Consider the following 24413-nt stretch of genomic DNA (forward strand, 5'->3'; position numbering starts at 1 on the left):
TTATTGAATTTTAAATTTTTTAGTTTCACTTTCGCTTAAAGAAAAATACCCTAACGGATAATTTGCTTTGTCAGTTGTGTTAATGATGTTTCCTTTTACAGTTGCAGGCGGTGATTGAAAAGGTCCGCCAACGTTGCTTCCGGCAATGCTTACCAAAATATTCATATAATTATAGTATTGTTTTGAAATACCATAATGTGTTATTTCTATTTGATCTCCAGCTTTAAGTTCATCGTCATCTGAAACGCTGAAAAATTCATTTCCCTGAAAAAACTTATCTTCATCAGCATAGTAATTTGACGTTACTTTATTAGAATAGACATATTTATACAAATAGAAATTATCTGCATCAGCCGGGTCATTATAATAAGCTCTTACTTCGATGTCTTTTCCTGTAAATCCACCTTCGTTATTTTGTTCAATATGTGTAATGGACGCAACTGATTTTAAAGTTTCGGAAGCCGTATATGTATTGCCGCCGCTGATAACCGTCAACGTATAAGTTTCGTCAATTTTTGGTGTAAAATTGGTACAAACATAACGCCCGGTTTTTTGAACTTCTGTAAAATTAAATTGTTCGTTCTGGCTGTTTTTAATAAAAATAACAGCTCCGGAAACCGTTGGAATTACTTCCTGAAAATAACCCGTAGTTGTGGTTAATTTTATGGTTTGCTGCTTTCCTGTTGTGCCTTTTTGCCAGTTTATAGCGGCTTCAATAACCAGTTTTGGAGGGGCTGTATCGAGATTAACATCTACAACATCTTCACAGCTTGTGAAGAAAACCGATATAAATAAAACGATTAATGCAATTGCTTTTTTCATGATATATCTTTTTTATTTTTTTGCAGAAATGAATTCTAAAATTTGAAATTATAACTAACTGCCGGAACAATTCCGAAGATTGATAATCGAACAGCTTCATTCAAACCCGTATCAGAATTCTGCCTAAAGTTTATAGACGCTGCATTGCTTCGGTTATATAAATTATAAATACTGAAAACCCATTCTGCTTTCCAGTTTCTATCTTTATTTTTTCGAGGCGTTAAAGTGGCCGATACATCTAAATGATGATAAGCCGGAAGACGGTTTTCATTTCGCAGACCATAACTCGGAACCGTGATTCCTAAATATTCATACTGTCCGTTTGGATACGTAACCGGCTGCCCTGACTGTAAAACAAAGTTAGCGCCAAAAGACCATTTTTCGTTTAAATTATAAGCTGATGTTATAGCTAAATTATGCGTTTTATCATAGGCAGAACTGTACCATTCACCATTATTAATCCCGGTTTCTTCGGGAGTTCTTCCTGGGGTCTGCTGTTGAGATTTTGATAAAGTATAGGAAACCCAGCCGTTAAATTTACCTTCATTTTTTTTTACCATAACTTCTAAACCATACGCACGCATTCTTCCGTTTAAGATAACTTGTTCGATGGCATTATTGGCAATTAAATCGGCCCCGTCAATATAATCGAGTCTGTTTTGAATTTTTTTGTAAAAACTTTCAACTTCAAGAGAATAGGCGCCATCTTTAATATTTCTGAAATATCCCAGCGCCACCTGATCTGCAATTTGTGGTTTAATGTAATTATCACTCGGCATCCAGACATCAAGCGGAGTAGGAGACGAGGTATTTGAAATTAATTGCAGATACTGCGCCATACGATTGTAACTCGCTTTAATAGACTGATCATCATTTAATTGATAAGAAACAGAAAGCCTTGGTTCCAGATTATTGTAATCCTGAATTACTTTGTTTTTGCCAAAATATTTAGTTGAGGTTGGAGTTCCTTTTTCATAAATCTGCATATCAGGATCAAAAACAACCGGACTATTATTATCGTAATAATTTATGGTTGAAGAACCTAAACGGTAAAATAAACTGTAACGTAATCCGTAGGCTACGGTGATTTTTTTCGAAAGCTGATTTTCGGCGTCCAGATAAATTGAGGGTTCAAAAGCATATTTTTTGTCTAATTGATCCGGATTAATTCCAGATTCACTAGTACTTGGTATAATAGTTCCGGGATTGAATTCATAATAAATTCCGCTCACGCCATAATTCAGTTTGAATTTATCCGAAATATAATGTTTGAAATCGTATTTGATATTGTAATTTTTAATTCCCGAATCCCATTTAAAACCTACATAATCTAAATCGAGGCCGTAATAATAATCGCTGTAAATTAAAGACAGGTTAGAAAACAATTTATCTGAGTATAAATGATTCCAGCGAAGGTTTAAGGTTGAATTTCCGTAAATATTGGTAAAACTTTTATTTAAACTGAAAACGTCACGTCCGAAATATCCCGACAAATACAAACTATTATTATCATTCAATTTATAACTGAACTTGGCATTTAAGTCATAGAAGTAAGCCGAATTATCTTTGTTGTCTTCGGATAATTTTAAGAACAGATGAACGTAAGAACCTCTTCCTCCAATTAAAAAAGAACCTTTATCTTTTACAATCGGGCCTTCAACAAGAAGCCGGCTGGAGACAATGCCAATTCCTCCATTTACATGGAAATCTTTACTGCTTCCGTCTTTTTGGTAAATGTCTAAAACTGAAGAAGCGCGCCCGCCAAATCTGGCCGGAATTCCTCCTTTATATAATTTTAAATCTTTAATGGCATCCGGATTAAAAACCGAGAAAAAACCAAAAACGTGAGATGAATTAAAAATTGTCGCTTCGTCTAATAAAATTAAATTTTGGTCTGCGCCGCCGCCGCGAACATTAAATCCCGATGCGCCTTCGCCAGCATTCGTAACTCCCGGAAGTAATAAAATCGATTTTAAAACGTCGACTTCACCTAAAACTACCGGCATTTTTTTAATGGTTGAAATAGAGAGTTTGTTCACGCTCATTTCGGGCGATTTGATATTTATTTTGCCTTTATTATCTGTAATAACAACTTCCCGAAGTTCTTCGCCGCTTTCGCTAATAGAAAAATTATTCTTGGTATTTTGGTTTAAAATAATAGTATACTGAATAGTTTGATAACCAACATAACTGATTTCAATTTGATGTTCGCCTTTTGGAAGCGTAATAGAATAAAAACCGTATTCGTTTGTTGTAGTTCCGATTTTTAATGTCGGAATATAAATGTTGACACCAATTAAGGTTTCATTATTTTTAGAATCTTTTATAGTACCGCTTAGCGTAAATTTTTCCTGAGAAAAAGAATTGAAAGTCGTAAAGATAATAATTAGAAAAAAACTGATTTTTTTTAGAATCATCGTGCTGGTTTTGATATACATAGATAGTAATTCTTACTAAATATTACGGACGAACTTTTGTTAAACATAAGTTAAGAATAAAAAAAGGACAACCTTGTGAGTTGTCCTTTTCATTATTTATAAATTGCTATAGGTTATTTTATTTTAGCAATAATTGAGTTGAATGTTTCACTAGGACGCATTGCTTTGCTTACTAACTCTGGAGTTGGCTGATAGTATCCGCCAATGTTTTGAGCTTTTCCTTGTGCACCAATTAATTCAGCATCGATTTTAGCTTCGTTAGCTTCAAATTCAGCAGCAATAGGAGTGAAGATCGCTTTTAATTCAGCATCTTTAGTTTGAGCAGCTAAAGCCTGAGCCCAATAGAATGCTAAATAGAAGTGAGATCCACGGTTGTCGATTTGTCCAACTTTACGAGCCGGAGATTTATCGTTTGCTAAGAATTTATCGTTTGCCTGATCTAAAGTTTCAGATAAAACAATTGCTTTAGAATTGTCTAAAGTTTGTCCTAAATGCTCTAAAGAAGCACCAAGAGCTAAAAATTCTCCAAGAGAATCCCAACGTAAATATCCTTCTTCTGTAAATTGCTCAACGTGTTTAGGAGCAGAACCTCCAGCACCAGTTTCAAACAATCCACCACCGTTCATTAACGGAACGATAGATAACATTTTTGCAGAAGTTCCTAACTCTAAAATTGGGAATAAATCTGTTAAGTAGTCACGTAAAACGTTTCCAGTTACAGAGATAGTATCTAAGCCTTTGATGATTCTGTCTAAAGTAAATTCAGTAGCAGCAACCGGGTTTAAAATGCGGATATCTAAGTTTGTAGTATCGTAGTCTTTAAGGTATTTTTGAACTTTTATGATCAATTCTCTGTCGTGCGCTCTGTTTTCGTCTAACCAGAAAACTGCAGGAGTATCAGATAAACGAGCTCTGTTTACAGCAAGTTTAACCCAGTCCTGAATAGGAGCATCTTTTGCCTGACACATTCTGAAAATGTCATTTGTTTCAACGTTTTGTTCCATTAAAACATTTCCGTTTGCATCAACAACACGAACAACTCCATCAGCTTTCATTTGGAAAGTTTTGTCGTGAGATCCGTATTCTTCTGCTTTTTGAGCCATTAATCCAACGTTAGGAACACTTCCCATTGTTTTTGGATCAAAAGCACCGTGTTTTTTACAGAAATCGATAGTTGCTGTATAAACTCCAGCATAAGATCTATCTGGAATAACTGCGAATGTATCTTGAGCTTTTCCTTCTTTGTTCCACATTTGACCAGAAGTACGAATCATTGCCGGCATAGAAGCATCAACAATTACGTCTGAAGGAACGTGTAAGTTTGTAATTCCTTTATCAGAATTAACCATTGCTAAAGCAGGTCCGTTTGCAATTGCCTGATCGATAGCAGCTTCAACTTCTGCCTGCTCAGGTCTTCCGGCAATTTTAGCATAGATATCGCCTAACCCATTTCTAGTATCAACGTTTAATTCAGCAAATAAAGATGCGTATTTTTTGAAAACATCTGCAAAGTATACTTCAACGATAGCGCCAAAGATAATTGGATCAGAAACTTTCATCATTGTAGCTTTTAAGTGCACAGAAAGTAAAACTCCTGCAGCTTTAGCTTCAGCGATAACATCAGCAGCAAAAGCTTTTAATTTATTTACACTTAAAACAGAACTATCGATAATTTCACCTGCTTTAAGCGGAGTACTTGCTTTTAAGACAGTTGTAGTTCCGTCTTTAGCAACGAATTCAATTTTTACATCATTTGCTTCAGCAACAGTAAGTGATTTTTCACTTCCGTAGAAATCACCGCCTGACATAGAAGCTACCTTAGTTTTTGAGTCAGCAGACCATGCACCCATTGAGTGTGGATTAGCTTTTGCAAAGTTTTTAACCGCTCTTGGTGCTCTACGGTCAGAGTTTCCTTCACGTAAAACCGGGTTTACAGCAGAACCTAATACTTTTGCATATTTTGCTTTAATTTCCTTTTCAGCATCGTTTTGCGGATCTTCAGGATAATTTGGAACATTATAACCATGAGATTGTAATTCAGCAATAGCGGCTTTTAATTGCGGTACAGATGCTGAAATGTTTGGTAATTTGATAATGTTAGCTTCTGGCTGAGTTGCTAATTGACCAAGTTCTGCCAAAGCATCGCCTGTTTTTTGAGCATCTGTTAAAGACTCAGGAAAGTTAGATAAAATTCTTCCTGCTAAAGAGATGTCTCTGGTTTCGATAGCAATACCAGCTGTAGAAGTAAAAGCTTGAACAATAGGTAATAGAGAATAAGTCGCTAATAATGGCGCCTCATCAGTTAAGGTGTAAAAAATTTTTGAATTCTGTGTCATTTTTTCTTTTTTTTTATAATCGTGTCGTCACAAGAATGGCGATGTAAAAGGTATTTGTGAGCTCAAAAAAAGAGCGGAGCAAATATAATAAAAACAGTCCGAAAACGGTGTAGTTTTACTTTTAAATGAATGATTTATCAGATTGTTATTTCGTGCTCATTAAATTGTCAAATCGATGATTTTGCTATTAAAAAATTACAGTTTTAATACCGAGAACAAAAAAGGCATAAAAAAAACTCGTTTCAAATGATATGAAACGAGTTTTTTATAACAATTAGATAAATGATTATCTTCTTTTATCTTTAATCTTAGCTTTTTTACCAGTAAGTTCTCTGAAGTAGAAAATTCTAGCTCTACGAACAGCACCTTTCTTGTTGATTTCAATTTTTTGTAAAGCTGGTAAGTTAACTGGGAAGATACGCTCAACTCCAATAGCTCCAGACATTTTACGAATTGTAAAAGTTTCTGTTGTTCCAGAACCTCTTCTTTGGATTACAACTCCTTTAAAGAACTGAGTTCTAGTTTTTTCACCCTCTTTAATTTCGTAGAAAACAGTAATTGTGTCTCCAGCTCCGAAATCTGGGAAATCTTTTTTAGCAACGAATTCGTTTTGAACGAATTTTAATAAATCTGCCATGATAATTTTATGATTATAGTTTATTTAGAGCAACATTCACGTATTTCGCCAGAGGTTGGTCTAATTCGGGTGCAAATGTAAAAAATAATTATAAATTATGAATTATAAATTGAAAATTATTTTTGGTTTATTTTGTTTCAAGTTTCAGGTTTCAAGTTGTTGCTATCTAGAGTTTTAACTTGAAACAAAAATAACCTTAAACTTGAAACAAAATTTTATTGTCCTTCCAGTAAATCCGGACGTCTGTTTTTTGTGTGCTCGTATGCCGCATCTTCACGCCATTTATCAATTTTGGCAGCATGGCCGCTTGTTAAAACTTCGGGAACTTTCCAGCCTTTATAATCAGCGGGTCTTGTATATATAGGTCCTGAAAGTAGATTATCCTGAAAACTGTCTGTTAATGCTGAGGTTTCGTCACTTAAAACGCCAGGAATTAAACGAATTAAAGCATCAGATAAAACCAAAGCGCCTAATTCTCCACCTGATAAAACATAATCGCCAATCGAAATTTCTTTAGTAATAAAATGATCTCTCACACGCTGGTCAACACCTTTATAATGTCCGCATAGAATGATAATGTTTTCATACATCGACATTTTATTGGCCATTTTTTGGTTTAAAGTTTCACCGTCAGGAGACATGTAAATGATTTCATTGTATTCACGCTGACTTTTTAAATGTGTAATACAATCATCAATTGGCTGAATTGTCATTACCATTCCGGCGCCGCCGCCAAACGGATAATCATCAACACTTTTTTGTCTGTTTGTGCTGTAATCACGAAGGTTATGAAAATGTACTTCGACTAATCCTTTGTCAATGGCACGTTTCATAATTGATGCTTCAAAAGGGCTTCTTAGTAATTCAGGTAAAAGTGTAATAATGTCAATTCGCATTTTTCTTCAATAATTTGGTGCAAAGATACGAAGTTAAAAATGAAGATGTAATAGGTGTGTTTTTACGTTCATCAACTTTCTCGAAAAATTTGAAGTTGATTATGATGAAAAGTTTATTTTTAAGGAATTAATTTAACTATTGTACTTCCAAAAATAAATGAAAAAAATAACCACGATTCTAATCCTTATATTATTCTGTTCCTGTAACAAAGAAAAAACGAAAGAACCACCAAAAACAATCCCGGAAGAAGCATCCTATTTTAAGCAAATTAAAATTAATGATGTAAAATTAGGAGAACCGACTTACGGAGACTGGCTGTTTTCGCATAAAGAAAATGGGCAGACTTTTGAACAATATTATAGATCTAAACACATTGTTCCGACTAAAGAGGAGAATATTATTTACATAAAACCAATTGGAAATTTTAATGCTCTTCAAAAGAAACAAATTCAGCTTGTGAATGAATATTTAGAAATCTTTTTCCAATTAAAAACAAAAACATTGGAACCTATTTCTAATGATGTAGTTCCGAATTCAGCAAGAAGAATGTCTACCGAAGGTCACGAGCAATTATTGGCCGGATATCTTTTAAATGATGTTTTGAAAGAAGAAAATCCTGAAAACAGAATTGCTTTAATGGGACTCTCAGAATTGGATTTATATCCTAAACCAGAATGGAATTATGTTTTTGGTTTAGCATCTTATAGAGATAAAGTTGGAGTAAGTTCAATTTACAGATTTCAGGATGGTGAACTAACTGCCGAAAATTTCAATTTATGTTTATCCAGATTGCTTAAAACGAGTTCGCATGAAATTGGGCATATGTTTGGTCTGCATCATTGTATTAACGCTGATTGTGTAATGAACGGAACCAACAGTTTATCTGAAACAGACAGAAGTACAATAAGATTATGTTCTGTATGTCAAAGAAAATTGAATTCCTGCATACAATATGATAATAAAAAGAGATTGACAGATTTAGAGAATTTTTTTAAAAGAAATAACCTAATCGAAGAATTTGATTCAATGAAAAAAGATATTTCAGTTATTCACTAAAAAATGAAAACGATAAAAATATTTGCCATAACGGGAAGTACAAGAAAAAATTCGAGTAATTTTAAGATTCTGAAACATATTTCACAATATATAAAATCGGATTTTGAAGTTGAAATTTTTGAAGATTTAGATAAAATTCCACATTTTAATCCAGATTTAGACACAGAAAATCCTCCGAAAGAAATAACTTTATTCAGAAATAAAATAATAGAAGCCGACGGAATTATAATCTGTACGCCGGAATATGTTTTCAGCCTGCCGGGAAGTTTGAAAAATGCTTTAGAATGGTGCGTTTCAACAACAATATTTTCGAATAAAAAAACCGGATTGATAACTGCTTCGGCTTCGGGAGAAATGGGGCATGAACAGCTTTTATTAATTATGAAAACCCTTGAAGCAAAGTTTGACGATAATACACAGCTTTTAATTCAGGGTATTCGCGGAAAAATTGATGCAGAAGGAAAAATTATAAACGAGGAAACAGAAATTGCGCTTCAAAATTTCATTAATAATTTTAAGGATCAATTTTTATAGTAGATTTACTTTTCTAAATTCAGATCAAATGGTTACAAGAAGAAACTTTATTATAAACACAAGTCTGGCGGCGACGGCTGTTTTGGCTTTACCATCATTAGCATTTTCTATGAATAAAAAAGAAATAGGTTTGCAGTTGTATACATTACGCGAAGAACTTCCGAAAAATGTAAAACAGACTTTAGAAAAAGTTGCTGCATCAGGATATACAAATGTAGAGACGTATGGTTTTTCTATAAAAGATCAGTTTTGGGGATTGTCTCCGGTTGAATTGAAAAAGATTTTAGACGAAAACAATTTAAAAGCGGTAAGCGGACATTATAATTTAGGTAGCTTTTTATATGACGGAAACACTGTCGAACTTATTGCGGCAATTGAAGCAGCAAAGATTCTAAAACATGAATTTTTAACTGTTCCGTGGGTCGATGAACCTTTTAGAAGTATCGAAAATTTTAAAGTAATTGCTTCTCGATTAAATCAGGCAGCAAAAATGTGCAAAGAAGCGGGATTAAAACTGGCTTATCACAATCACGATTTCGAATTTAAAAAACAGGACGGAATTACCGGTTATGAAATTCTATTAAATGAAACCGATAAAAAACTCGTTTATTTTGAATTAGATTTATACTGGGTTGTCCGTTCAGGAAATGATCCGCTAAAATTATTCAAAGAAAATCCGGGGCGTTTTAAAATGTGGCATGTTAAAGATATGGATAAATCAAATCAGGCTTTAAATACAGAAATAGGTGCAGGATTAATTGATTTTAAGCCTTTTTTTAAAGAAATTAAGCAATCGGGAATGGTTCACTTTTTTGTAGAACAGGAAAATAATTATGCTGGAAATTCTTTTGAATCCATAAAAACAAGTGCTGATTTTATTTCAAAAAATCTGATCTAAAACAGAATCATCATAATATCTTATTTTTGTAAAAATCAATTTTAAAAGTCATGCAGAATATCAAAACAAGTAAAGAGTTTATAAAAGGAGACGAAATAGAATGGGAAGTTGTTGGAGAAGGAATTAAACGAAAAATTCTTGCCTTTGATGATAAAATCATGCTTGTAAATGTTTATTTTGAAAAAGGGGGAATCGGCGTTTTACACGAACATTATCATTCTCAGGTAACGTATATAGCAAGCGGAAAATTTGATGTAACGATAAGCGGCGTTACACAAACTTTAAAAGAAGGCGATAGTTTTTACATTCCGCCTCACGCCATTCATGGTGTTGTCTGCTTAGAAGAGGGTATGCTGACAGATGTTTTTAGTCCGGCGAGAGAAGATTTCTTAAAAGCATAACAATTTTAAAATCAATAGAATTATCATTTAAGAACCTTGATCTGATCTTAAATTTAAAAATTTTATAACTTTTTTAAAGTTTTGATTGAGATTAGATCGGTATTTTTGCAAAATGAATTTATCTAAAACCAACGTCCTGTTTATGGCAGTTTGCACTGGTCTTATAGTTGCAAATCTTTATTACTGCCAGCCTTTGATTGTTTTAATTGCCAACGAATTTAAAATTCCCGAAGCCAGCGCCGGAACCATAACATACTTAACTCAGGCCGGTTATGCAATCGGATTGTTTTTTATGGTGCCTCTTGGCGATAAAATAGAGCGAAAAAAACAAATTTTAATGACGACTTTTGCTACAGTAATTGCATTGTTAATTGCGGCTACAGCAAAAAGTTTTCTTGTTTTACAAATTGCCTCCTTACTTATTGGAGTAACTTCGATTGTACCGCAGCTTATTCTGCCTTTAGCTGCTTCTTTAAGCGCGCCTGAACAACGCGGAAAAGTCGTAGGAACTATTATGAGCGGTCTCTTAGTTGGAATTTTGCTTTCGCGAACATTAAGCGGATTTATTGGAGAAGTTCTAGGCTGGAGATCGATGTTTTATATCGCTGCCGGGATTTGTCTTTTAATCTTTTTTGTAATTCAAAGTAAATTCCCCGTAAATAAACCTCAATTTCTGGGAACTTACGGACAGTTAATTCAATCTCTTTTTACTCTTATAAAAACACAGCCTGTTTTGCGCGAAGCAACGGCAATCAACGTTTTCAGCTTTGCTCAGTTTGGAGCTTTCTGGACCACAATGGTTTTATTACTTTCCGGTGAACCATTTCATTTTAATAGTGCTACAATTGGTTTATTCGGAATTGTAGGTGCTTCCGGAGCTTTGGCAGCGCCATTGGTTGGAAAAATTGGAGACAAAGGAAATTCAAGAATTGCAGTTGGTTATGGCTGTTTATTGATTCTGATTAGCTTCCTGATTTTTTATTTTTCTATTGAAAGTGTAATCGGAATTGCGATTGGAATTGTATTTATTGATATTGGAATTCAGGGAGTTCATATTTCAAACCAAACCAGAGTTTATTCACTTTTGCCAGAAGCCAGAAACAGATTAAATACTGTATTTATGTCGTTTAGCTTTTTAGGAACTGCCGCAGGATCTGCTTACGGATTATTGTTGTGGAAACTGGGCGGATGGCACGCTGTAACTATCGGCTGTATGGTTTTATCGGCATTATCATTAACCGTTTACGGACTTACTTATAAATCAAAATCTAAAAAACAGAAAGCACAAATTGATTAAGAAATTAATTTGTAAATTTGCGTTCAATTAAAAAATAACAACATGGAAAACGGAATATACGCTAAATTCAACACTAGCAAAGGTTCGATTTTAGTAAAACTTACACACGATTTAACGCCTGGAACTGTAGGGAACTTTGTTGCTCTTGCAGAAGGGAATATGGAAAATAAAGTGAAACCTCAAGGACAAAAATTTTATGATGGATTAAACTTTCATAGAGTAATTGCAGATTTCATGATTCAGGGTGGATGTCCTAAAGGAACTGGAACTGGAGATCCTGGATATAAATTTGATGACGAATTTGTACCAAGTTTAAAACACGATCGTCCGGGAGTCTTATCTATGGCAAATTCTGGACCTGGAACAAATGGTTCTCAATTTTTTATTACTCACGTTCCAACTCCTTGGTTAGACGGAAAACATACTGTTTTTGGTCACGTCGTTGAAGGGCAAGATATTGTTGATGCTGTTGCTCAGGGAGATGCATTAGAATCTGTAGAAATTTTAAGAGTTGGAGAAGAAGCTCAAAAATGGAATGCTATTGAAGCTTTCATTGGTTTAAAAGGTGCCAGAATGAAAAGAGAAGCAGCTTTAAAAGCAGAATCTGAAGCAAAAATGGAACAATTAGCGGCTGGTTTCGATAAAACTGAAAGCGGTTTACGTTATAAAATGATTCAAAAAGGAGAAGGAAAAAGAGCGGAAGCAGGAAAAACAGTTTCTGTTCACTACGAAGGTTCTTTAGAAAACGGAAAAGTTTTTGATTCATCTTACCCAAGAAAAAAACCAATCGAATTTAAATTAGGAATTGGACAAGTTATCGAAGGATGGGACGAAGGTATTGCTTTATTGCAAGTTGGAGACAAAGCTCGTTTTGTAATTCCATCTGATTTGGCTTACGGACCATCTGGAGCTGGAGGAGTTATCCCGCCACATGCTACTTTAATTTTTGATGTTGAATTAATGGATGTAAAATAAGAAATAAACAAAGTTTAAATTTGTTTTAAATAGAATCCCGTTCGGTAAGCCGAATGGGATTTTTTTTATATTTACTTTAAAAATAAAAACAGAGCAAAATGAAATCTAAAATCTTAACCCTGGCAGCTGTAGCGCTGCTTATTGCTTCTTGCGGTACAAAACAATCTGCAGTTGCTGCAGCTCCTGAAAATGTCGATCCGTCTAAAGACACTATGCCGCCCCGAGTATTGTCTTTAGAGCAGGCAGAAGGTAAAAAGCTGTATGAAAATAATTGTGTAAAATGCCACAAATTATATGATCCGGTTAAATTTAGTAAAGAAGAATGGCAGCCTATTTTGGTTCGTATGCAAAAGAAAGCCAAACTAGATGATGCTAATATGGCTTTGATAACAAGTTATATTCACTCACAGTTATAATTTGAGTTAAAATATAGACATTAAAAAACCGATTCAATTTTTGAATCGGTTTTTTAGTTTTCAAATAGATATAAAAAAACACCTTCACAAAATGAGGTGTTTAAAAAGTTATGAATGATGTACAGCCGAATTGTCTACTGCGATAATTTTTAAAGTTTTAATTCCAGCTGGAAGTTCCCAGTCGACTTCATCATTTTCTTTAAAACCAATAATAGCAACACTTAAAGGTGCCAAAATTGAAATCTTAGATTGTTTTACGTCGGCAGATGAAGGTAAAACAATTTGAATTTTCATTTGTTTATTAGCTTTTACATCTTCTATCGTTACCAAAGAATTGATTCTGATTATCGAGCCGTCAAGTTCATTTTCCTTGCTTATTACGGCACGGTCTAATTCCTGTGAAAGCTGATTAGCTTCTTTGGTATTCGTTGAATTTTTACTTTTTAAAATCAATTCTCTTAAAAATTGATAATCAGATTTACTGAAAGTGGGTGTTGGTTTCATATCTATATTGAATTTAGTATTGTAATTTTTGAATGATTTTTCTTCTTTTTTATTGTTTGGAGCGAGTTGTTGAGATATCCGTTTAAAAACAGGTTATCGTAATAAAATGTTACAAATGGAAAACAAAACATATTTGAACAAATAACTTGTTTGTCAAATAAATAAATGTCTTAAAAAATGTAAATCCTCCGCCTGAAAGAAGAAAATGAAATAGACGGAGGCCTAATTAATAAAGGCCTTACTATGTGAAATAAATACAGAACAAAGCGGCCTTCTTCTTAAAGAAAGCTCTGGTAGAGAAACTGTAAATATTGTTATAATGCTCACAATGAGTAATTTTAGTTTGATTGGCAAAGATAAGTAAAGTTTTACAAATGGTCAAAATCTTTATTTCCATTTGATTTACAGTCAATTCGTGGTTTTTGAACTTCGTTTAATCTTCAAAAGAATGTGTATTATTCAAATTCGTAACTTTTAAATAAAATTTGGAGTTTTTTTTATAGCCACAGATTCTCACAGATTAAAAGGATTTTTCAAGTTTAATCTGTGAGAATCTGCATAATCTGTGGCAATAAATGTTTATGAATTTAAAAAATCCAGTAAATCATCATTTAATTTATCTCTTTCGGTATAAAATAAACCGTGCGGAGCGCCTTCATAAACGATATAAGTATTATTGGCAATAGCTTCTGAAGCTTTTTTTGATGTTAAATCAATAGGAACAATTTTATCATCATTTCCGTGAATAATTAGGGTGGGAACATTTACAGAACTCAATTCATCTCTAAAATCAGTATATGAGAATGATTCGGCACATTTTAAAGTTGCATGAGGTGAAGCAAAAGAACAAAGCGTTCTGTAATACTCCAGTAAAGCCGTACTTAAAGGTTTATTGATGATGTTTACACCAAAAAACGTTTTTCCAAAATTATCTATAAAACCAATTCGGTCTTCTTTTATTGCTTCGGCAGTCGATTCGCTTTTTTCTCTCGGATGCCCATCAGGGTTATCATCAGTTTTTAATAAAAACGGAATTATAGATGAAATTAAAGCTGCTTTTGAAACTCCTTTTCCATTATGACGACTAAAATAACGAACTACTTCGCCGCCGCCCATAGAAAATCCTACCAAAGTAACATCTTCTAATTCTAATTGTTGAATAATTTCGCTAAGGTCATCAGTAAGTGTATCATAATCATAACCTTCCCAAGGCTGCGAAGATTTGCCAAAACCACGTCGGTCGTAAGCAATTACACGATAATTATTTTTAACCAAAAATTCAACCTGATATTCCCACATTTCATTAGAAAGCGGCCACCCATGAATTAAAATTACAGGTTTTCCTTTTCCGTAATCTTTTACATAAAGCTTTACGTTTTTGGCTGTTTCGATATATTTGTCGGTATTTAATTGATGAATATCAAAATCTAAATCCTTCAGTGACAGACTGGCATTTACTACACTATTTTCCATTTTTATATTTTTTTACTAATTAGTTACTAAAACATGTGTAGTAAAATTAAATGTAGTCTAAAAAATAAGGTTATAGAATTAGTAGTATTAATTACAAAATTTATAGGTTTGTAAATAAACAAATTTTAAAATGGATTTAACCTGGAACGAATTTGAAAGAACAGATATGCGTATCGGAACTATCATTGAAGTAAATGATTTTCCCGAAGCAAGAAAGCCTGCTTTTCAACTCACAATAGATTTTGGTGCCGAAATTGGAATCAGAAAATCATCGGCACAAATTACTAAACGCTATAAAAAAGAAGATTTGATAAACCGACAAATTGTTGCCGTTGTAAATTTTCCCAAAAAACAAATCGGAAAATTTATGAGCGAATGTCTGGTGCTTGGTGCTGTAGGCGAGGAGGGAGATGTGATTTTATTAGCGCCTGATTTTAAAATACCGAATGGGCTTCGTATAGGATAAGTTTTCAGTCGCAGTCTCAGTTTTCAGTTTGCCACAGATTTGCTTCGCCCGTTCGCTATCGCTCGGGTCACAGATTAAAATGATTTTTAATTTTTGCCGCGAATTACACAAATTACACTAATTATTTTTTAGGCTCCAGCTTTGTGCTCTTTAATAAATCAAAGATTTCGCAAACTTTTAATAAAAAACTTAGCGAACTTAGCGTAATATCTTAGCGCCTTTTGCGGTTAATTTTCAGTTTTATAAATACTGATCACTGCGACTGAAAACTGAAACTGATACTAAAAATTAAGAAATTTTCTCAATCAGCTTCTGCAAGATCAACTGTCCTTCTTCCCAATATTTTAAATCAGAATCAGAATTGATATGACCTTGTTTTCCAACATTTACAAAATCACTTCCCCATTTTTCAGCAAAATATTGTTTTCTTTCGAATAAAGCATAAGGATCATTTTCGCTTGCCACAACAATTGACGGAAAAGGCAATTTGTAAAGCGGCATTGGCGAAAAATTTCTGATAATGTTCGGTGTATGTTCCGGCGAATCAACATCAGCAGGAGCTACTAATAAGGCTCCAATAATATTTTTATTTGAATGGGTTTCTGCCCAGTGTAAAACTAAAGAAACCGCCAGGCTATGCGCAACAAGAATTGTTGGACTTTCAAGTTTAGAAACCGCTTCGTTTAATCGTGTAATCCAGTCTTCGCGAACAGGTTCATCCCAATTGTCCTGAACTAAACGAATTGAATTTTTGAATTTTTCATGCCAAAAGGTCTGCCAGTGTTTTTCACCAGAATTTCCCAATCCCGGTAAAATTAAAAGTTGTGTTTCCATTGCCGTGGAATTATATATTTATTTTTTAGTTTGTTTCTCTTTTAAAATTCTATTGATTTCATTAACCAATAACGGAAAGCCAGGTTCTGTCATTCCATGTCCGTAACCGTCTAATTCGTAAAGTTTGGTTTGTGTATGACCTACTAATTTCATCATTCTTGCCATATATGCATTTTCTTCATAACGGCCTAACATTTCCAATTCTCTATCTCCGGTAATCAATAATAAAGGCGGAGCATCAGCGCGAACATGATATAGAGGCGCAAGAGAATCAATTGTAGGCTGTTTTTCAGGAATTTCGTTTTCTCTTCTTATTTCAAAATGCGTAATACATTGGCCGCTAAACGGAATTAACCCTGCAATTTTGTTAGCGTCAATTCCTTCCTTTTGAAGGTATTTTTTATCTAACCCAATCATCATTCCTAAATATCCTCCGGCAGAATGTCCGGAAACGAATATTAAAGAAGAATCTCCTCCGTAATTAGTAATATTATTAAAAGCCCACGCAACAGCCGCTGCAGCATCATCAATTGCTTTTTCTGCTTTTGCTTTTGGAGATAATCGGTAGTTTACGCCAATAATAGCATAGCCTTTATTTTTTAAAGCTTCAGGAATTTCTTTGTTTCCGCCAGTTAATCCGCCGCCATGAAACCATACAATAGTCGCAAAGCCTTTTGTGTTTTTTGGATAATAAATATCCAGAACGCATCTTTCGTTAATGTAACTGTCAGACTTGTTTACTGTTGAAGAATAATATTGAATATTTGATTTTGTTTCATATTCTGTTTTTTGGGCAAATGAATAAATTCCCAAAAATAAAAAGCTAAGTAAAAAAAGTAATTTTTTCATTTTTTGGTTAAAAGTAAAATGTTAGAAGTGAAATGTTAGAAGTAAAATGTTTTTTTATGAAAGGTGGTTTGTTAATTATGTATTTCAATTTTGCATTTCACATTTCACATTTTTACATTTTCACATCTCACAAATAAATATATAAAAAAAGCCCAAAAATGTTATACATATTGGACTTGAACTTTATTGTAAAGTTATATAGATTAAATATCGTCGAAATCAATATCAGTAAAGCTAGATCTTTGAGTTTCTGCTTTATCAGAGCTATATTCTTTTTTAAAATCTTTTTGGTGTCTTTCAGAAATTACTTCTTCGCCTTTATGGTTCAAAACATATGAAGTCATTTCTTCCAGTATTTCTGCGAAAGCGTTAAAATCCTCTTTATATAGATAAATTTTGTGTTTTTTGAAGTGAAAAGAACCATCTTCTTCAGTAAACTTTTTGCTTTCGGTAATCGTAATGTAATAATCGTCAGCTTTAGTAGCTCTCACATCAAAGAAATAAGTCCTTCTTCCTGCTCGTAATACTTTAGAAAAAATCTCTTCTTTTTCTAACATGTCATTTTCTCTCATAATACGTTCTATCATTTTTGGTAATTAATAGTAATCAAAAATCATAAAAAATTATCTATTACGCAACATTTAAAGTAATTCTTTTTCCGAAAGTTGTTTTAAATATAACGATGCATAATAGCCTTCCTGATTTATTAATTGATTATGAGAGCCTTGTTGAATAATTTTACCGTCTTCGAGAATGATGATTTTGTCGGCATTTTTAGCCGAAGATACTCGATGACTGACAATGATTGTAGTTTTATTTTTACAAAAATCAAATAAATTATGTAAGATAGTTTCCTCAGTTTCAGTATCAACAGCAGACAAACAATCATCAAAAAGTAAAATTTCAGGATTTTTAATTAATGCCCTTGCAATCGACACACGCTGTTTTTGACCGCCTGAAAGCGTGATTCCTCTTTCTCCTAAAATGGTGTCGTATTGTTTGTTGAAAGCAATGATATTATCATGAACCACAGCGTTTTTGGCAGCTTGGATCACTTCTTCGTCGGTTGCATTTTCATTTCCGAATTTGATATTGTTTTTGATGGTATCCGAAAATAAGAAAGCATCCTGAGGTACAATTCCGATGCTGTTTCGAAGATCATTTAAATTTAAAGAGCTGATTTCGTTTCCATCAATCGTAATTCTTCCTTCGGTTGTATCATATAAACGGGAAATCAAAGATAAAATTGTTGATTTTCCGGAACCTGTTTTTCCTAAAATAGCCAGTGTTTCGCCATTTTTTACTGTAAACGATATGTTTTTTAGAGCTTCAATATTAGTATCTTCATACGTATAACTTACATTTTCAAATGCAATTGAACCGTGAATTTCAGATGAGTTTTCGTTTTTGTTTTTAATTTCAGGTTCTAATTTTAAGAATTCATTTAAACGTTTTTGCGATGCTTCGGCTTCCTGAACCATAGATGAAACCCATCCGAGTGAAGCAACCGGCCAGGTTAGCATGTTTACGTAAAGAATAAATTCGGCAATGGTTCCAATATTCGGAATTGTGCCATTAATGTACATAACGCCTCCGAAATAAATAACCACCAAATTACTGATTCCGATAAGAGCAATCATTAAAGGCCCAAATAATGATTGAACTTTTGCGAGTTCTAAGCTTTTACGTTTGCTTTCTTCTGAAAGATCGACCATATTATTTTGGTGTTGATTTTCTAAAGAATACGCTTTTATAACGCGGATTCCTGAGAAAATTTCCTGTGTAAAACTAGAAACTTTTGATAAATATTGCTGAAATGTCGTGCTTCGTTTATTGATTTCTGAACTTAATTTGAAAATACAATATGATAAAATTGGCAATGGCAGAATTGTATATAAGGTAAGCAAAGGCGAAACATTATACATATATATAAGTACAATCGCAAAACGTATAAAGGTATTGATAGTGTACATTACGGCCGGACCAACATACATGCGGACTTTTGAAACGTCTTCGCTGATTCGGTTCATTAAATCTCCTGTACGATTTTGTTTGTAGAAATTCTGCGAAAGCCTTTCGTATTGTTTAAATACTTCATTTTTTAAGTCAAATTCAATGTGGCGAGACATTACGATTAAAGTTTGACGCATTAAAAAAGTTAGAAATCCTCCAACAATGGCACTTCCTGTAATTAAAAGTACGTTATGAATTAAATCTCTTTGATATAAATCGATTATTGCTGCTGATTTTTGTTGAGTATCAGATAGTTTTAAGAATTTTTCGATTATATCAAATGAGTGACTTACAAACTTGGGAGTGAATAAGAAAAAAATTTGTGCGATAATGGTGATTAAAATTCCTAGTGAAAAACTGAATTTATATTTAATGAAATATTTGTTTAAATAGCTTAATTCTTTCATTTTTTTAAGAGATTCAATATTAACTTGATTTAATTTTATGAATTATTCTTAATTAAAAGTATAATAAAATGCAATCTAATCAAAATAAGTATATTGTAAAATTGTTATTTTAAAGGTAAAAAATTAGCACATGTATATTTTTTGTTTATGTTTGAGTTGTCTTTTTGACGAATTCGTAATTTTAAACTAAATACTACTAGCGCTATGGATGCAACTTTCACAACTGGAAAGGAACTTCAAAAAATGGATCCTGTTTTTGGTCAATTATCTTTTGACGATCACGAACAAATTGTATTTTGCAATGACAAAGATACAGGTTTAAAAGCAATTATTGGTATTCATAATTCGGTTATGGGGCCAGCTTTGGGAGGAACCAGAATGTGGAATTATAACACAGAATGGGAAGCTTTAAACGATGTTTTACGCCTTTCAAGAGGTATGACGTTTAAATCTGCCATTACTGGACTTAATATTGGTGGAGGTAAAGCTGTAATTATTGGCGATGCTAAAACACAAAAAACACCTGAATTAATGCGTAAGTTTGGTGAATTTGTTCATTCACTAAGCGGAAGATATATTACAGCTGAAGATGTTGGTATGGAAACTAAAGACATGGACACTGTAAGAGATGTAACGCCTTATGTTACCGGAATCTCTGAAGAAAGAGGCGGATCTGGAAATCCATCTCCTGTAACAGCTTACGGAGTTTATTTAGGAATGAAAGCAGCTGCTAAAAGTCAGTTTGGATCTGATGTTTTAGATGGCAAAAAAGTTTTGGTTCAGGGAATTGGTCACGTAGGTGAAACTTTAGTTGAATATTTAACTAAAGAAGGAGCGCAGGTTACAATTACTGATATCAACGAAGAAAAATTATATCAGGTTGCTTCAAAATACAATGCGACAATTTATACTGGCGAAGATTTATATACTGCTGATGTTGATATCTATGCGCCTTGTGCAATGGGAGCAACAATCAATACTAATACAGTTGACAAAATTAAAGCGAAAGTTATTGCCGGAGCAGCAAACAACCAATTAGCTGATGAAAATGTTCACGGTGCAAGATTACAGGAAAGAGGAATTTTATACGCTCCTGATTTCTTAATCAACGCTGGTGGAATTATCAATGTTTATGCTGAATTGGCAAACTACGGTAAAGCCGAAATCATTAGTAAAACTGAAAATATCTATAACACTACTTTAGAAATTATAGATTTTGCTGCCAAAAATAATATTACAACTCATAAAGCGGCTCTTACAATTGCTCAAAATCGTATCGATGCGAGAAAATTAGAAAACGCTGCTAAGAAGTAATTTTTTAGTTTACAGTATTCGGTCTCAGTTTACAGTCTCAGTTTTCAATATCGAAAACTGAAATTGTAAACTGAGACTTTTTTATGTAGTTTCTAAATTACTGAAAACCGTGACTGAAAACTGAGACTATTTTTGAATAATACTGAATACTGTGACTGAATACTGCGACTTTTTTGCGAATTAATTTTAAAATACGCATCAAAAGTTATACTTTTGCAGACTAATTTTAAAATGTTCTTACAAGGTGGTAAATAGAAGACACATACGCGTTAAAGTAATGCAATCCATTTATGCAATGCACCAAAGCGGTTCTGATAATATGGAAAAAGAAGAAAAATTCCTTTTCTATAGTATTGATAATATTCAGGACTTATATCTTATAATGCTTTCTTCATTGATTGAAATTTGCAAAAAAGAATCAGTATTCTTGCATTTGTCAAGTAAAAAACACCTTGCTACTGCAGCAGAACGTAACCCGAACGAAAAGTTCATCAAAAACAAAATCTTTCAGCTTCTTGCTGAAAGTAATTCCCTTAGCATTGCTTTAGAAAACCGTAAAATCAACAACTGGTCATTAAACGACGATTATATTATTTTACTTTTAAATGACATTAAAGCAAGCGATATTTACAAAAAATACATGTCGAATAATGTAAATACATTTGAAGAAGACAAACAATTTATCGTTGATTTGTTTGAAAATGTTATTGTTCCGAATGAAAAATTATACGAGTATTTAGAGGATGATAAATTGACATGGGTTGATGATATTCCGGTTGTAAATACCCATATTGTTAAACAATTAAAAGCAATCAAAACTGAAGATTCAGACGAGTTCAGAGTTCCGAAATTGTATAAAGATATTGAAGATAAGGATTTTGCTAAAGATTTATTCAGAAGAACAGTTTTAAATGAATCAGTTTTAGCAAAAGAATACGACGATAAAACACCAAATTGGGACAGCGAAAGGATTGCCGAAATTGATACAATCATTTTGAAAATGGCAATTTGCGAATTTTTAAAATTCCCTTCGATTCCGGTAAAAGTAACTCTTAACGAATATTTAGAAATTGCTAAAGAGTATTCTACACCAAAAAGTAGTATTTTTATCAACGGAATTTTAGATAATCTTGTTAAAGAACTTGAAGCCAATAAAAAGATGGTGAAAGTAGGAAGAGGTTTGATGTAAAATCTTGAAATTCCAATTTAAAATAAAATAAATTCCAAATCAGGATGTCACTCTGAGCGAAGTCGAAGAGCAGATTCTAAAAGAAAATATTAATAATAAATCAAAAACAGAATTTAATTATGGGACAATTAGGTCAATTTGCGCCATTCCTTTTAATGTTTGTAGTAATCTATTTCTTTATGATTAGACCACAACAAAAAAGAGCAAAAAACGAAAAAGAATTTGAAAGCAACCTAAAAGTAGGTGATAAAATAGTTACAAAAAGTGGTTTTCACGGTAAAATTGCTGAATTAGCAGAAACTACTGTTGTAATCGAAACAATGTCAGGAAAATTAAAATTAGAGCGTACTGCGATTTCTTTAGAATTGAGTGCTGCTTTAAATGCTAAAAAAGCTTAATTTTTATTTAAAAAAATAAATTTCAAAATATAAAATCCCAAATTCCAAAAGGAGTTTGGGATTTTTTATTTTTAAAAGAATTCAGCACAATCTTGTCATCCCGAGGAACGAGGAATCTTCGCAAGAAACTCTATACAGTAACTCTTCAATCTTTGTCGAGCTACTGGAGATCCCTCGTTCCTCGGAATGACAAGATTGTGGGATACTTTGATGAAATGCTTCGTGAGATTGCTTCGTTCCTCGCAATGACAATACTTTGCGTAAAGAAAAAACCTTTGTCAAAGTTTTAAGCTTTGACAAAGGTTTAGTATAGCTTGGAATTTGGAATTTAAATATTGAAAATTTTAATCTTACCTGTATTTATCATTTAATCCAACATTTGCTAAAATCATCGGAACGACTTTTTCAATTCTCGAAAGTTTTGTTTTTTCTTGTTTGGCAGTTTCGATATATTCTAAAAACTCATATTGCTTATAAGGAGAAAATTTTTCAAAAGCCAATTTCAGATCTGGGTTTTTAGTCATTTCGGCATTAAGAAGTTCCGAAACTATGGCTTCTTTTTTTGCAGGTTTGATAACTTTTCCCTGCTTTTCATTTTCAATTGCTTCTAAGATATATTCTAAGATTTCTTTCTCATTTATTTCATCTTTTGAAGTAAAACGCCACTGACGAAGGGATTTTGTCACTTCTTCCTGTGCATTAATAAGTTTCTTTTTGTTGTCTTTTAAAAATACACCGTTAAAAAACCAAATCGCAAAATAATCTTTAAAACCTCCAAGGCCAATTACATTTTTCTTTTCGTAAACATAAACTGGACCGCCCCATTTTATGGTTTCGGTCAGTTCAGTTTTATCAATGATGGTTTTAAGAAGCAGTAATTCTTCTTCCCATTGACCACCATATTTCCAAATGCCTTTATTTTCAGAGGTTGTTTCCAATTTATTTTCTTTTAGGTTTTTCTTTTGCATCAAAAATTCCCGGAGATGCTGTTAATTCTGCAATTTTTACAATTACTTCAGTTGCTTTTTGAATACTTTCTGCCGGAACATATTCGTATTTTCCGTGGAAATTGTGTCCGCCCGCAAAAATGTTCGGACAAGGTAATCCCATATATGACAATTGCGATCCGTCAGTTCCGCCTCGAATAGGTTTTATGATTGGTTTGATGTTTAATTCACGCATTGCTTTTTCAGCAATATCAACAATATGTTTTACAGGAAGCACTTTTTCTTTCATATTGTAATACTGATCTTTTATTTCAGCGATTACAATATCTTCACCAAATTTCTTTGCAAATTTTTTATTGAAACTTTTAGCAATTTTGAAAATAAGTTCTTTACGTTTTTCGAATTTTTTCTTGTTATGATCGCGAATAATCAGTTCTAAAACTGTTTCTTCGATATTTCCTTTTATGTGGTGTACGTGAAAAAATCCTTCATAACCTTTAGTTTCCTGAGGAGTTTCTCCTTTTGGAAGTTCATTAATAAACTCGTTTGCCAAAAGCATTGAGTTGATCATTTTTCCTTTTGCATAACCCGGGTGAACACTTTTTCCTTTGAAAGTAATTTTGGCTCCTGCGGCATTAAAATTTTCATATTCTAATTCACCAATCTGGCTTCCATCCATAGTGTAAGCCCATTGAGCGCCGAATTTTTCAACATCAAAATGATGTGCGCCGCGTCCGATTTCTTCATCAGGAGTAAAACCAATTCTGATTTTGCCATGTTTAATTTCCGGATGCTGAATTAAATATTCCATTGCCGAAACAATTTCGGTAATTCCGGCTTTATCATCGGCACCAAGCAAAGTTGTTCCGTCGGTTGTAATGATAGTCTGGCCTTTATATAGAAGTAAATCTTTAAAATAATTTGGAGAAAGAATGATGTTTTTTTCAGCATTTAAAACAATGTCTTTTCCGTCATAATTTTCTACAATCTGCGGTTTTACATTTGCTCCGCTAAAATCTGGTGAAGTATCAAAGTGTGAAATAAAACCAATTGTAGGAACTTCGTGATCGACATTACTTGGCAGGGTTGCCATAATATAAGCTTTGTCGTCTATAGTAACATCCTGCAGTCCAATTTGTTTTAGTTCTTCAACTAATTTATTGGCAAGATTCCATTGTTTTTCTGTGCTTGGAGTTGTTTTCGAATTCGGATCTGATTCAGTATCAATTGTTACATAACTGATAAAACGATCTATGATATGTTGCATTTCTTTTTATTTTTAGCAAATATAGGCAATTTTTTTAGCAGGCAT

General features: G+C 33.1%; 24 protein-coding genes. 11 read left to right on the forward strand and 13 right to left on the reverse strand.

Going from position 1 to position 24413, the window contains the following annotated elements:
* The 5 genes from ABDW27_RS18570 to trmD form a co-directional block, all read right to left on the reverse strand.
* A complete protein-coding gene (locus tag ABDW27_RS18570) occupies positions 1-822 on the reverse strand; it encodes a DUF4249 domain-containing protein (RefSeq protein ID WP_343697234.1) in 822 nt (273 codons plus the stop codon).
* Positions 823-857: 35 nt separating this feature from the next.
* Complete coding sequence (locus ABDW27_RS18575; protein WP_343697235.1) at positions 858-3239, reverse strand: TonB-dependent receptor; 2382 nt, start codon at positions 3237-3239, stop codon at positions 858-860.
* Positions 3240-3373: 134 nt separating this feature from the next.
* Positions 3374-5596 (reverse strand): NADP-dependent isocitrate dehydrogenase, encoded by a 2223-nt coding sequence (locus tag ABDW27_RS18580; protein ID WP_343697236.1) that lies wholly within the window; start codon positions 5594-5596, stop codon positions 3374-3376.
* 286 nt (positions 5597-5882) lie between these two features.
* Positions 5883-6233, reverse strand: coding sequence for a 50S ribosomal protein L19 (gene rplS / locus ABDW27_RS18585; protein WP_012024249.1), 351 nt, complete (start codon positions 6231-6233; stop codon positions 5883-5885).
* A gap of 215 nt (positions 6234-6448) precedes the next feature.
* Positions 6449-7129 (reverse strand): tRNA (guanosine(37)-N1)-methyltransferase TrmD, encoded by a 681-nt coding sequence (gene trmD / locus ABDW27_RS18590; RefSeq protein WP_343697237.1) that lies wholly within the window; start codon positions 7127-7129, stop codon positions 6449-6451.
* A 157-nt stretch (positions 7130-7286) separates the two neighbouring features.
* On the opposite strand from trmD, the gene ABDW27_RS18595 reads away from it, so the two are divergent.
* The 7 genes from ABDW27_RS18595 to ABDW27_RS18625 all read left to right on the forward strand — a co-directional run bounded on the left by ABDW27_RS18595 (position 7287) and on the right by ABDW27_RS18625 (position 12707).
* A complete protein-coding gene (locus ABDW27_RS18595; RefSeq protein ID WP_343697238.1) occupies positions 7287-8186 on the forward strand; it encodes an archaemetzincin in 900 nt (299 codons plus the stop codon).
* 3 nt (positions 8187-8189) lie between these two features.
* Positions 8190-8720 carry an NAD(P)H-dependent oxidoreductase gene (locus ABDW27_RS18600; protein ID WP_343697239.1) on the forward strand — a complete coding sequence of 177 codons (531 nt, stop codon included), beginning with the start codon at positions 8190-8192 and terminating at the stop codon, positions 8718-8720.
* 28 nt (positions 8721-8748) lie between these two features.
* Positions 8749-9618 carry a sugar phosphate isomerase/epimerase gene (locus tag ABDW27_RS18605; protein ID WP_343697240.1) on the forward strand — a complete coding sequence of 290 codons (870 nt, stop codon included), beginning with the start codon at positions 8749-8751 and terminating at the stop codon, positions 9616-9618.
* A 50-nt stretch (positions 9619-9668) separates the two neighbouring features.
* Complete coding sequence (locus ABDW27_RS18610; protein ID WP_343697241.1) at positions 9669-10019, forward strand: cupin domain-containing protein; 351 nt, start codon at positions 9669-9671, stop codon at positions 10017-10019.
* Positions 10020-10161: 142 nt separating this feature from the next.
* On the forward strand, positions 10162-11316 hold the full coding sequence (locus tag ABDW27_RS18615) for an MFS transporter (protein WP_343697242.1): 1155 nt from the start codon (positions 10162-10164) through the stop codon (positions 11314-11316).
* 42 nt (positions 11317-11358) lie between these two features.
* Entirely contained in the window at positions 11359-12291 is a 933-nt protein-coding gene (locus tag ABDW27_RS18620) for a peptidylprolyl isomerase (protein ID WP_343697243.1), read from the forward strand.
* Between the two features lie 98 nt (positions 12292-12389).
* Positions 12390-12707, forward strand: coding sequence for a cytochrome c (locus ABDW27_RS18625; protein ID WP_343697244.1), 318 nt, complete (start codon positions 12390-12392; stop codon positions 12705-12707).
* A gap of 108 nt (positions 12708-12815) precedes the next feature.
* On the opposite strand, the gene ABDW27_RS18630 is transcribed toward ABDW27_RS18625, so the two are convergent.
* Both ABDW27_RS18630 and ABDW27_RS18635 read right to left on the reverse strand, forming a co-directional pair.
* A complete protein-coding gene (locus tag ABDW27_RS18630) occupies positions 12816-13211 on the reverse strand; it encodes a GreA/GreB family elongation factor (protein WP_343697245.1) in 396 nt (131 codons plus the stop codon).
* A gap of 579 nt (positions 13212-13790) precedes the next feature.
* Positions 13791-14684, reverse strand: a complete 894-nt coding sequence (locus ABDW27_RS18635) for an alpha/beta hydrolase (protein ID WP_343697246.1) — start codon at positions 14682-14684, stop codon at positions 13791-13793.
* 130 nt (positions 14685-14814) lie between these two features.
* Between ABDW27_RS18635 and ABDW27_RS18640 the strand changes: the two genes are divergently transcribed.
* Entirely contained in the window at positions 14815-15150 is a 336-nt protein-coding gene (locus tag ABDW27_RS18640) for a tRNA-binding protein (RefSeq protein WP_343697247.1), read from the forward strand.
* Positions 15151-15438: 288 nt separating this feature from the next.
* Here the strand turns inward: ABDW27_RS18640 and ABDW27_RS18645 are convergent, their stop codons facing one another.
* The 4 genes from ABDW27_RS18645 to ABDW27_RS18660 all read right to left on the reverse strand — a co-directional run bounded on the left by ABDW27_RS18645 (position 15439) and on the right by ABDW27_RS18660 (position 19253).
* Entirely contained in the window at positions 15439-15984 is a 546-nt protein-coding gene (locus tag ABDW27_RS18645) for an alpha/beta hydrolase (protein ID WP_343697248.1), read from the reverse strand.
* 18 nt (positions 15985-16002) lie between these two features.
* Positions 16003-16833 (reverse strand): alpha/beta hydrolase, encoded by an 831-nt coding sequence (locus ABDW27_RS18650; protein ID WP_343697249.1) that lies wholly within the window; start codon positions 16831-16833, stop codon positions 16003-16005.
* Positions 16834-17036: 203 nt separating this feature from the next.
* Complete coding sequence (locus ABDW27_RS18655; RefSeq protein WP_343698143.1) at positions 17037-17405, reverse strand: PUR family DNA/RNA-binding protein; 369 nt, start codon at positions 17403-17405, stop codon at positions 17037-17039.
* 69 nt (positions 17406-17474) lie between these two features.
* Positions 17475-19253 (reverse strand): ABC transporter ATP-binding protein, encoded by a 1779-nt coding sequence (locus ABDW27_RS18660; protein ID WP_343697250.1) that lies wholly within the window; start codon positions 19251-19253, stop codon positions 17475-17477.
* Between the two features lie 204 nt (positions 19254-19457).
* Between ABDW27_RS18660 and ABDW27_RS18665 the strand changes: the two genes are divergently transcribed.
* The 3 genes from ABDW27_RS18665 to yajC all read left to right on the forward strand — a co-directional run bounded on the left by ABDW27_RS18665 (position 19458) and on the right by yajC (position 22154).
* Positions 19458-20567, forward strand: a complete 1110-nt coding sequence (locus ABDW27_RS18665) for a Glu/Leu/Phe/Val dehydrogenase (RefSeq protein WP_343697251.1) — start codon at positions 19458-19460, stop codon at positions 20565-20567.
* Between the two features lie 277 nt (positions 20568-20844).
* Positions 20845-21756: a transcription antitermination factor NusB gene (gene nusB, locus ABDW27_RS18670; RefSeq protein WP_343697252.1), complete on the forward strand. Its 912-nt coding sequence runs from the start codon at positions 20845-20847 to the stop codon at positions 21754-21756.
* Positions 21757-21875: 119 nt separating this feature from the next.
* Entirely contained in the window at positions 21876-22154 is a 279-nt protein-coding gene (gene yajC, locus ABDW27_RS18675) for a preprotein translocase subunit YajC (RefSeq protein ID WP_343697253.1), read from the forward strand.
* 350 nt (positions 22155-22504) lie between these two features.
* Here yajC and ABDW27_RS18680 read toward each other — a convergent pair whose 3' ends face one another.
* Positions 22505-23092 (reverse strand): DUF1801 domain-containing protein, encoded by a 588-nt coding sequence (locus ABDW27_RS18680; protein WP_343697254.1) that lies wholly within the window; start codon positions 23090-23092, stop codon positions 22505-22507.
* Position 23093: 1 nt separating this feature from the next.
* Entirely contained in the window at positions 23094-24368 is a 1275-nt protein-coding gene (gene pepT, locus ABDW27_RS18685) for a peptidase T (protein ID WP_343697255.1), read from the reverse strand.
* Between the last annotated feature and the right edge of the window lie 45 nt (positions 24369-24413).

This window comes from Flavobacterium sp. (assembly GCF_039595935.1).
GTDB lineage: Bacteria > Bacteroidota > Bacteroidia > Flavobacteriales > Flavobacteriaceae > Flavobacterium.

Excerpts from the sequence above, each read along its gene's own strand:
- nusB (WP_343697252.1), top strand. The coding sequence starts at position 20,845 with ATGCAATCCATTTATGCAATGCACCAAAGCGGTTCTGATAATATGGAA.
- ABDW27_RS18610 (WP_343697241.1), top strand. The coding sequence starts at position 9,669 with ATGCAGAATATCAAAACAAGTAAAGAGTTTATAAAAGGAGACGAAATA.
- ABDW27_RS18580 (WP_343697236.1), bottom strand. The coding sequence starts at position 5,596 with ATGACACAGAATTCAAAAATTTTTTACACCTTAACTGATGAGGCGCCA.
- ABDW27_RS18625 (WP_343697244.1), top strand. The coding sequence starts at position 12,390 with ATGAAATCTAAAATCTTAACCCTGGCAGCTGTAGCGCTGCTTATTGCT.
- ABDW27_RS18605 (WP_343697240.1), top strand. The coding sequence starts at position 8,749 with ATGGTTACAAGAAGAAACTTTATTATAAACACAAGTCTGGCGGCGACG.
- trmD (WP_343697237.1), bottom strand. The coding sequence starts at position 7,129 with ATGCGAATTGACATTATTACACTTTTACCTGAATTACTAAGAAGCCCT.
- ABDW27_RS18665 (WP_343697251.1), top strand. The coding sequence starts at position 19,458 with ATGGATGCAACTTTCACAACTGGAAAGGAACTTCAAAAAATGGATCCT.
- pepT (WP_343697255.1), bottom strand. The coding sequence starts at position 24,368 with ATGCAACATATCATAGATCGTTTTATCAGTTATGTAACAATTGATACT.
- ABDW27_RS18570 (WP_343697234.1), bottom strand. The coding sequence starts at position 822 with ATGAAAAAAGCAATTGCATTAATCGTTTTATTTATATCGGTTTTCTTC.
- ABDW27_RS18595 (WP_343697238.1), top strand. The coding sequence starts at position 7,287 with ATGAAAAAAATAACCACGATTCTAATCCTTATATTATTCTGTTCCTGT.
- ABDW27_RS18640 (WP_343697247.1), top strand. The coding sequence starts at position 14,815 with ATGGATTTAACCTGGAACGAATTTGAAAGAACAGATATGCGTATCGGA.
- ABDW27_RS18620 (WP_343697243.1), top strand. The coding sequence starts at position 11,359 with ATGGAAAACGGAATATACGCTAAATTCAACACTAGCAAAGGTTCGATT.
- ABDW27_RS18600 (WP_343697239.1), top strand. The coding sequence starts at position 8,190 with ATGAAAACGATAAAAATATTTGCCATAACGGGAAGTACAAGAAAAAAT.
- ABDW27_RS18660 (WP_343697250.1), bottom strand. The coding sequence starts at position 19,253 with ATGAAAGAATTAAGCTATTTAAACAAATATTTCATTAAATATAAATTC.
- ABDW27_RS18615 (WP_343697242.1), top strand. The coding sequence starts at position 10,162 with ATGGCAGTTTGCACTGGTCTTATAGTTGCAAATCTTTATTACTGCCAG.
- ABDW27_RS18655 (WP_343698143.1), bottom strand. The coding sequence starts at position 17,405 with ATGAGAGAAAATGACATGTTAGAAAAAGAAGAGATTTTTTCTAAAGTA.
- ABDW27_RS18635 (WP_343697246.1), bottom strand. The coding sequence starts at position 14,684 with ATGGAAAATAGTGTAGTAAATGCCAGTCTGTCACTGAAGGATTTAGAT.
- ABDW27_RS18650 (WP_343697249.1), bottom strand. The coding sequence starts at position 16,833 with ATGAAAAAATTACTTTTTTTACTTAGCTTTTTATTTTTGGGAATTTAT.
- ABDW27_RS18575 (WP_343697235.1), bottom strand. The coding sequence starts at position 3,239 with ATGATTCTAAAAAAAATCAGTTTTTTTCTAATTATTATCTTTACGACT.
- yajC (WP_343697253.1), top strand. The coding sequence starts at position 21,876 with ATGGGACAATTAGGTCAATTTGCGCCATTCCTTTTAATGTTTGTAGTA.
- ABDW27_RS18645 (WP_343697248.1), bottom strand. The coding sequence starts at position 15,984 with ATGGAAACACAACTTTTAATTTTACCGGGATTGGGAAATTCTGGTGAA.
- rplS (WP_012024249.1), bottom strand. The coding sequence starts at position 6,233 with ATGGCAGATTTATTAAAATTCGTTCAAAACGAATTCGTTGCTAAAAAA.
- ABDW27_RS18630 (WP_343697245.1), bottom strand. The coding sequence starts at position 13,211 with ATGAAACCAACACCCACTTTCAGTAAATCTGATTATCAATTTTTAAGA.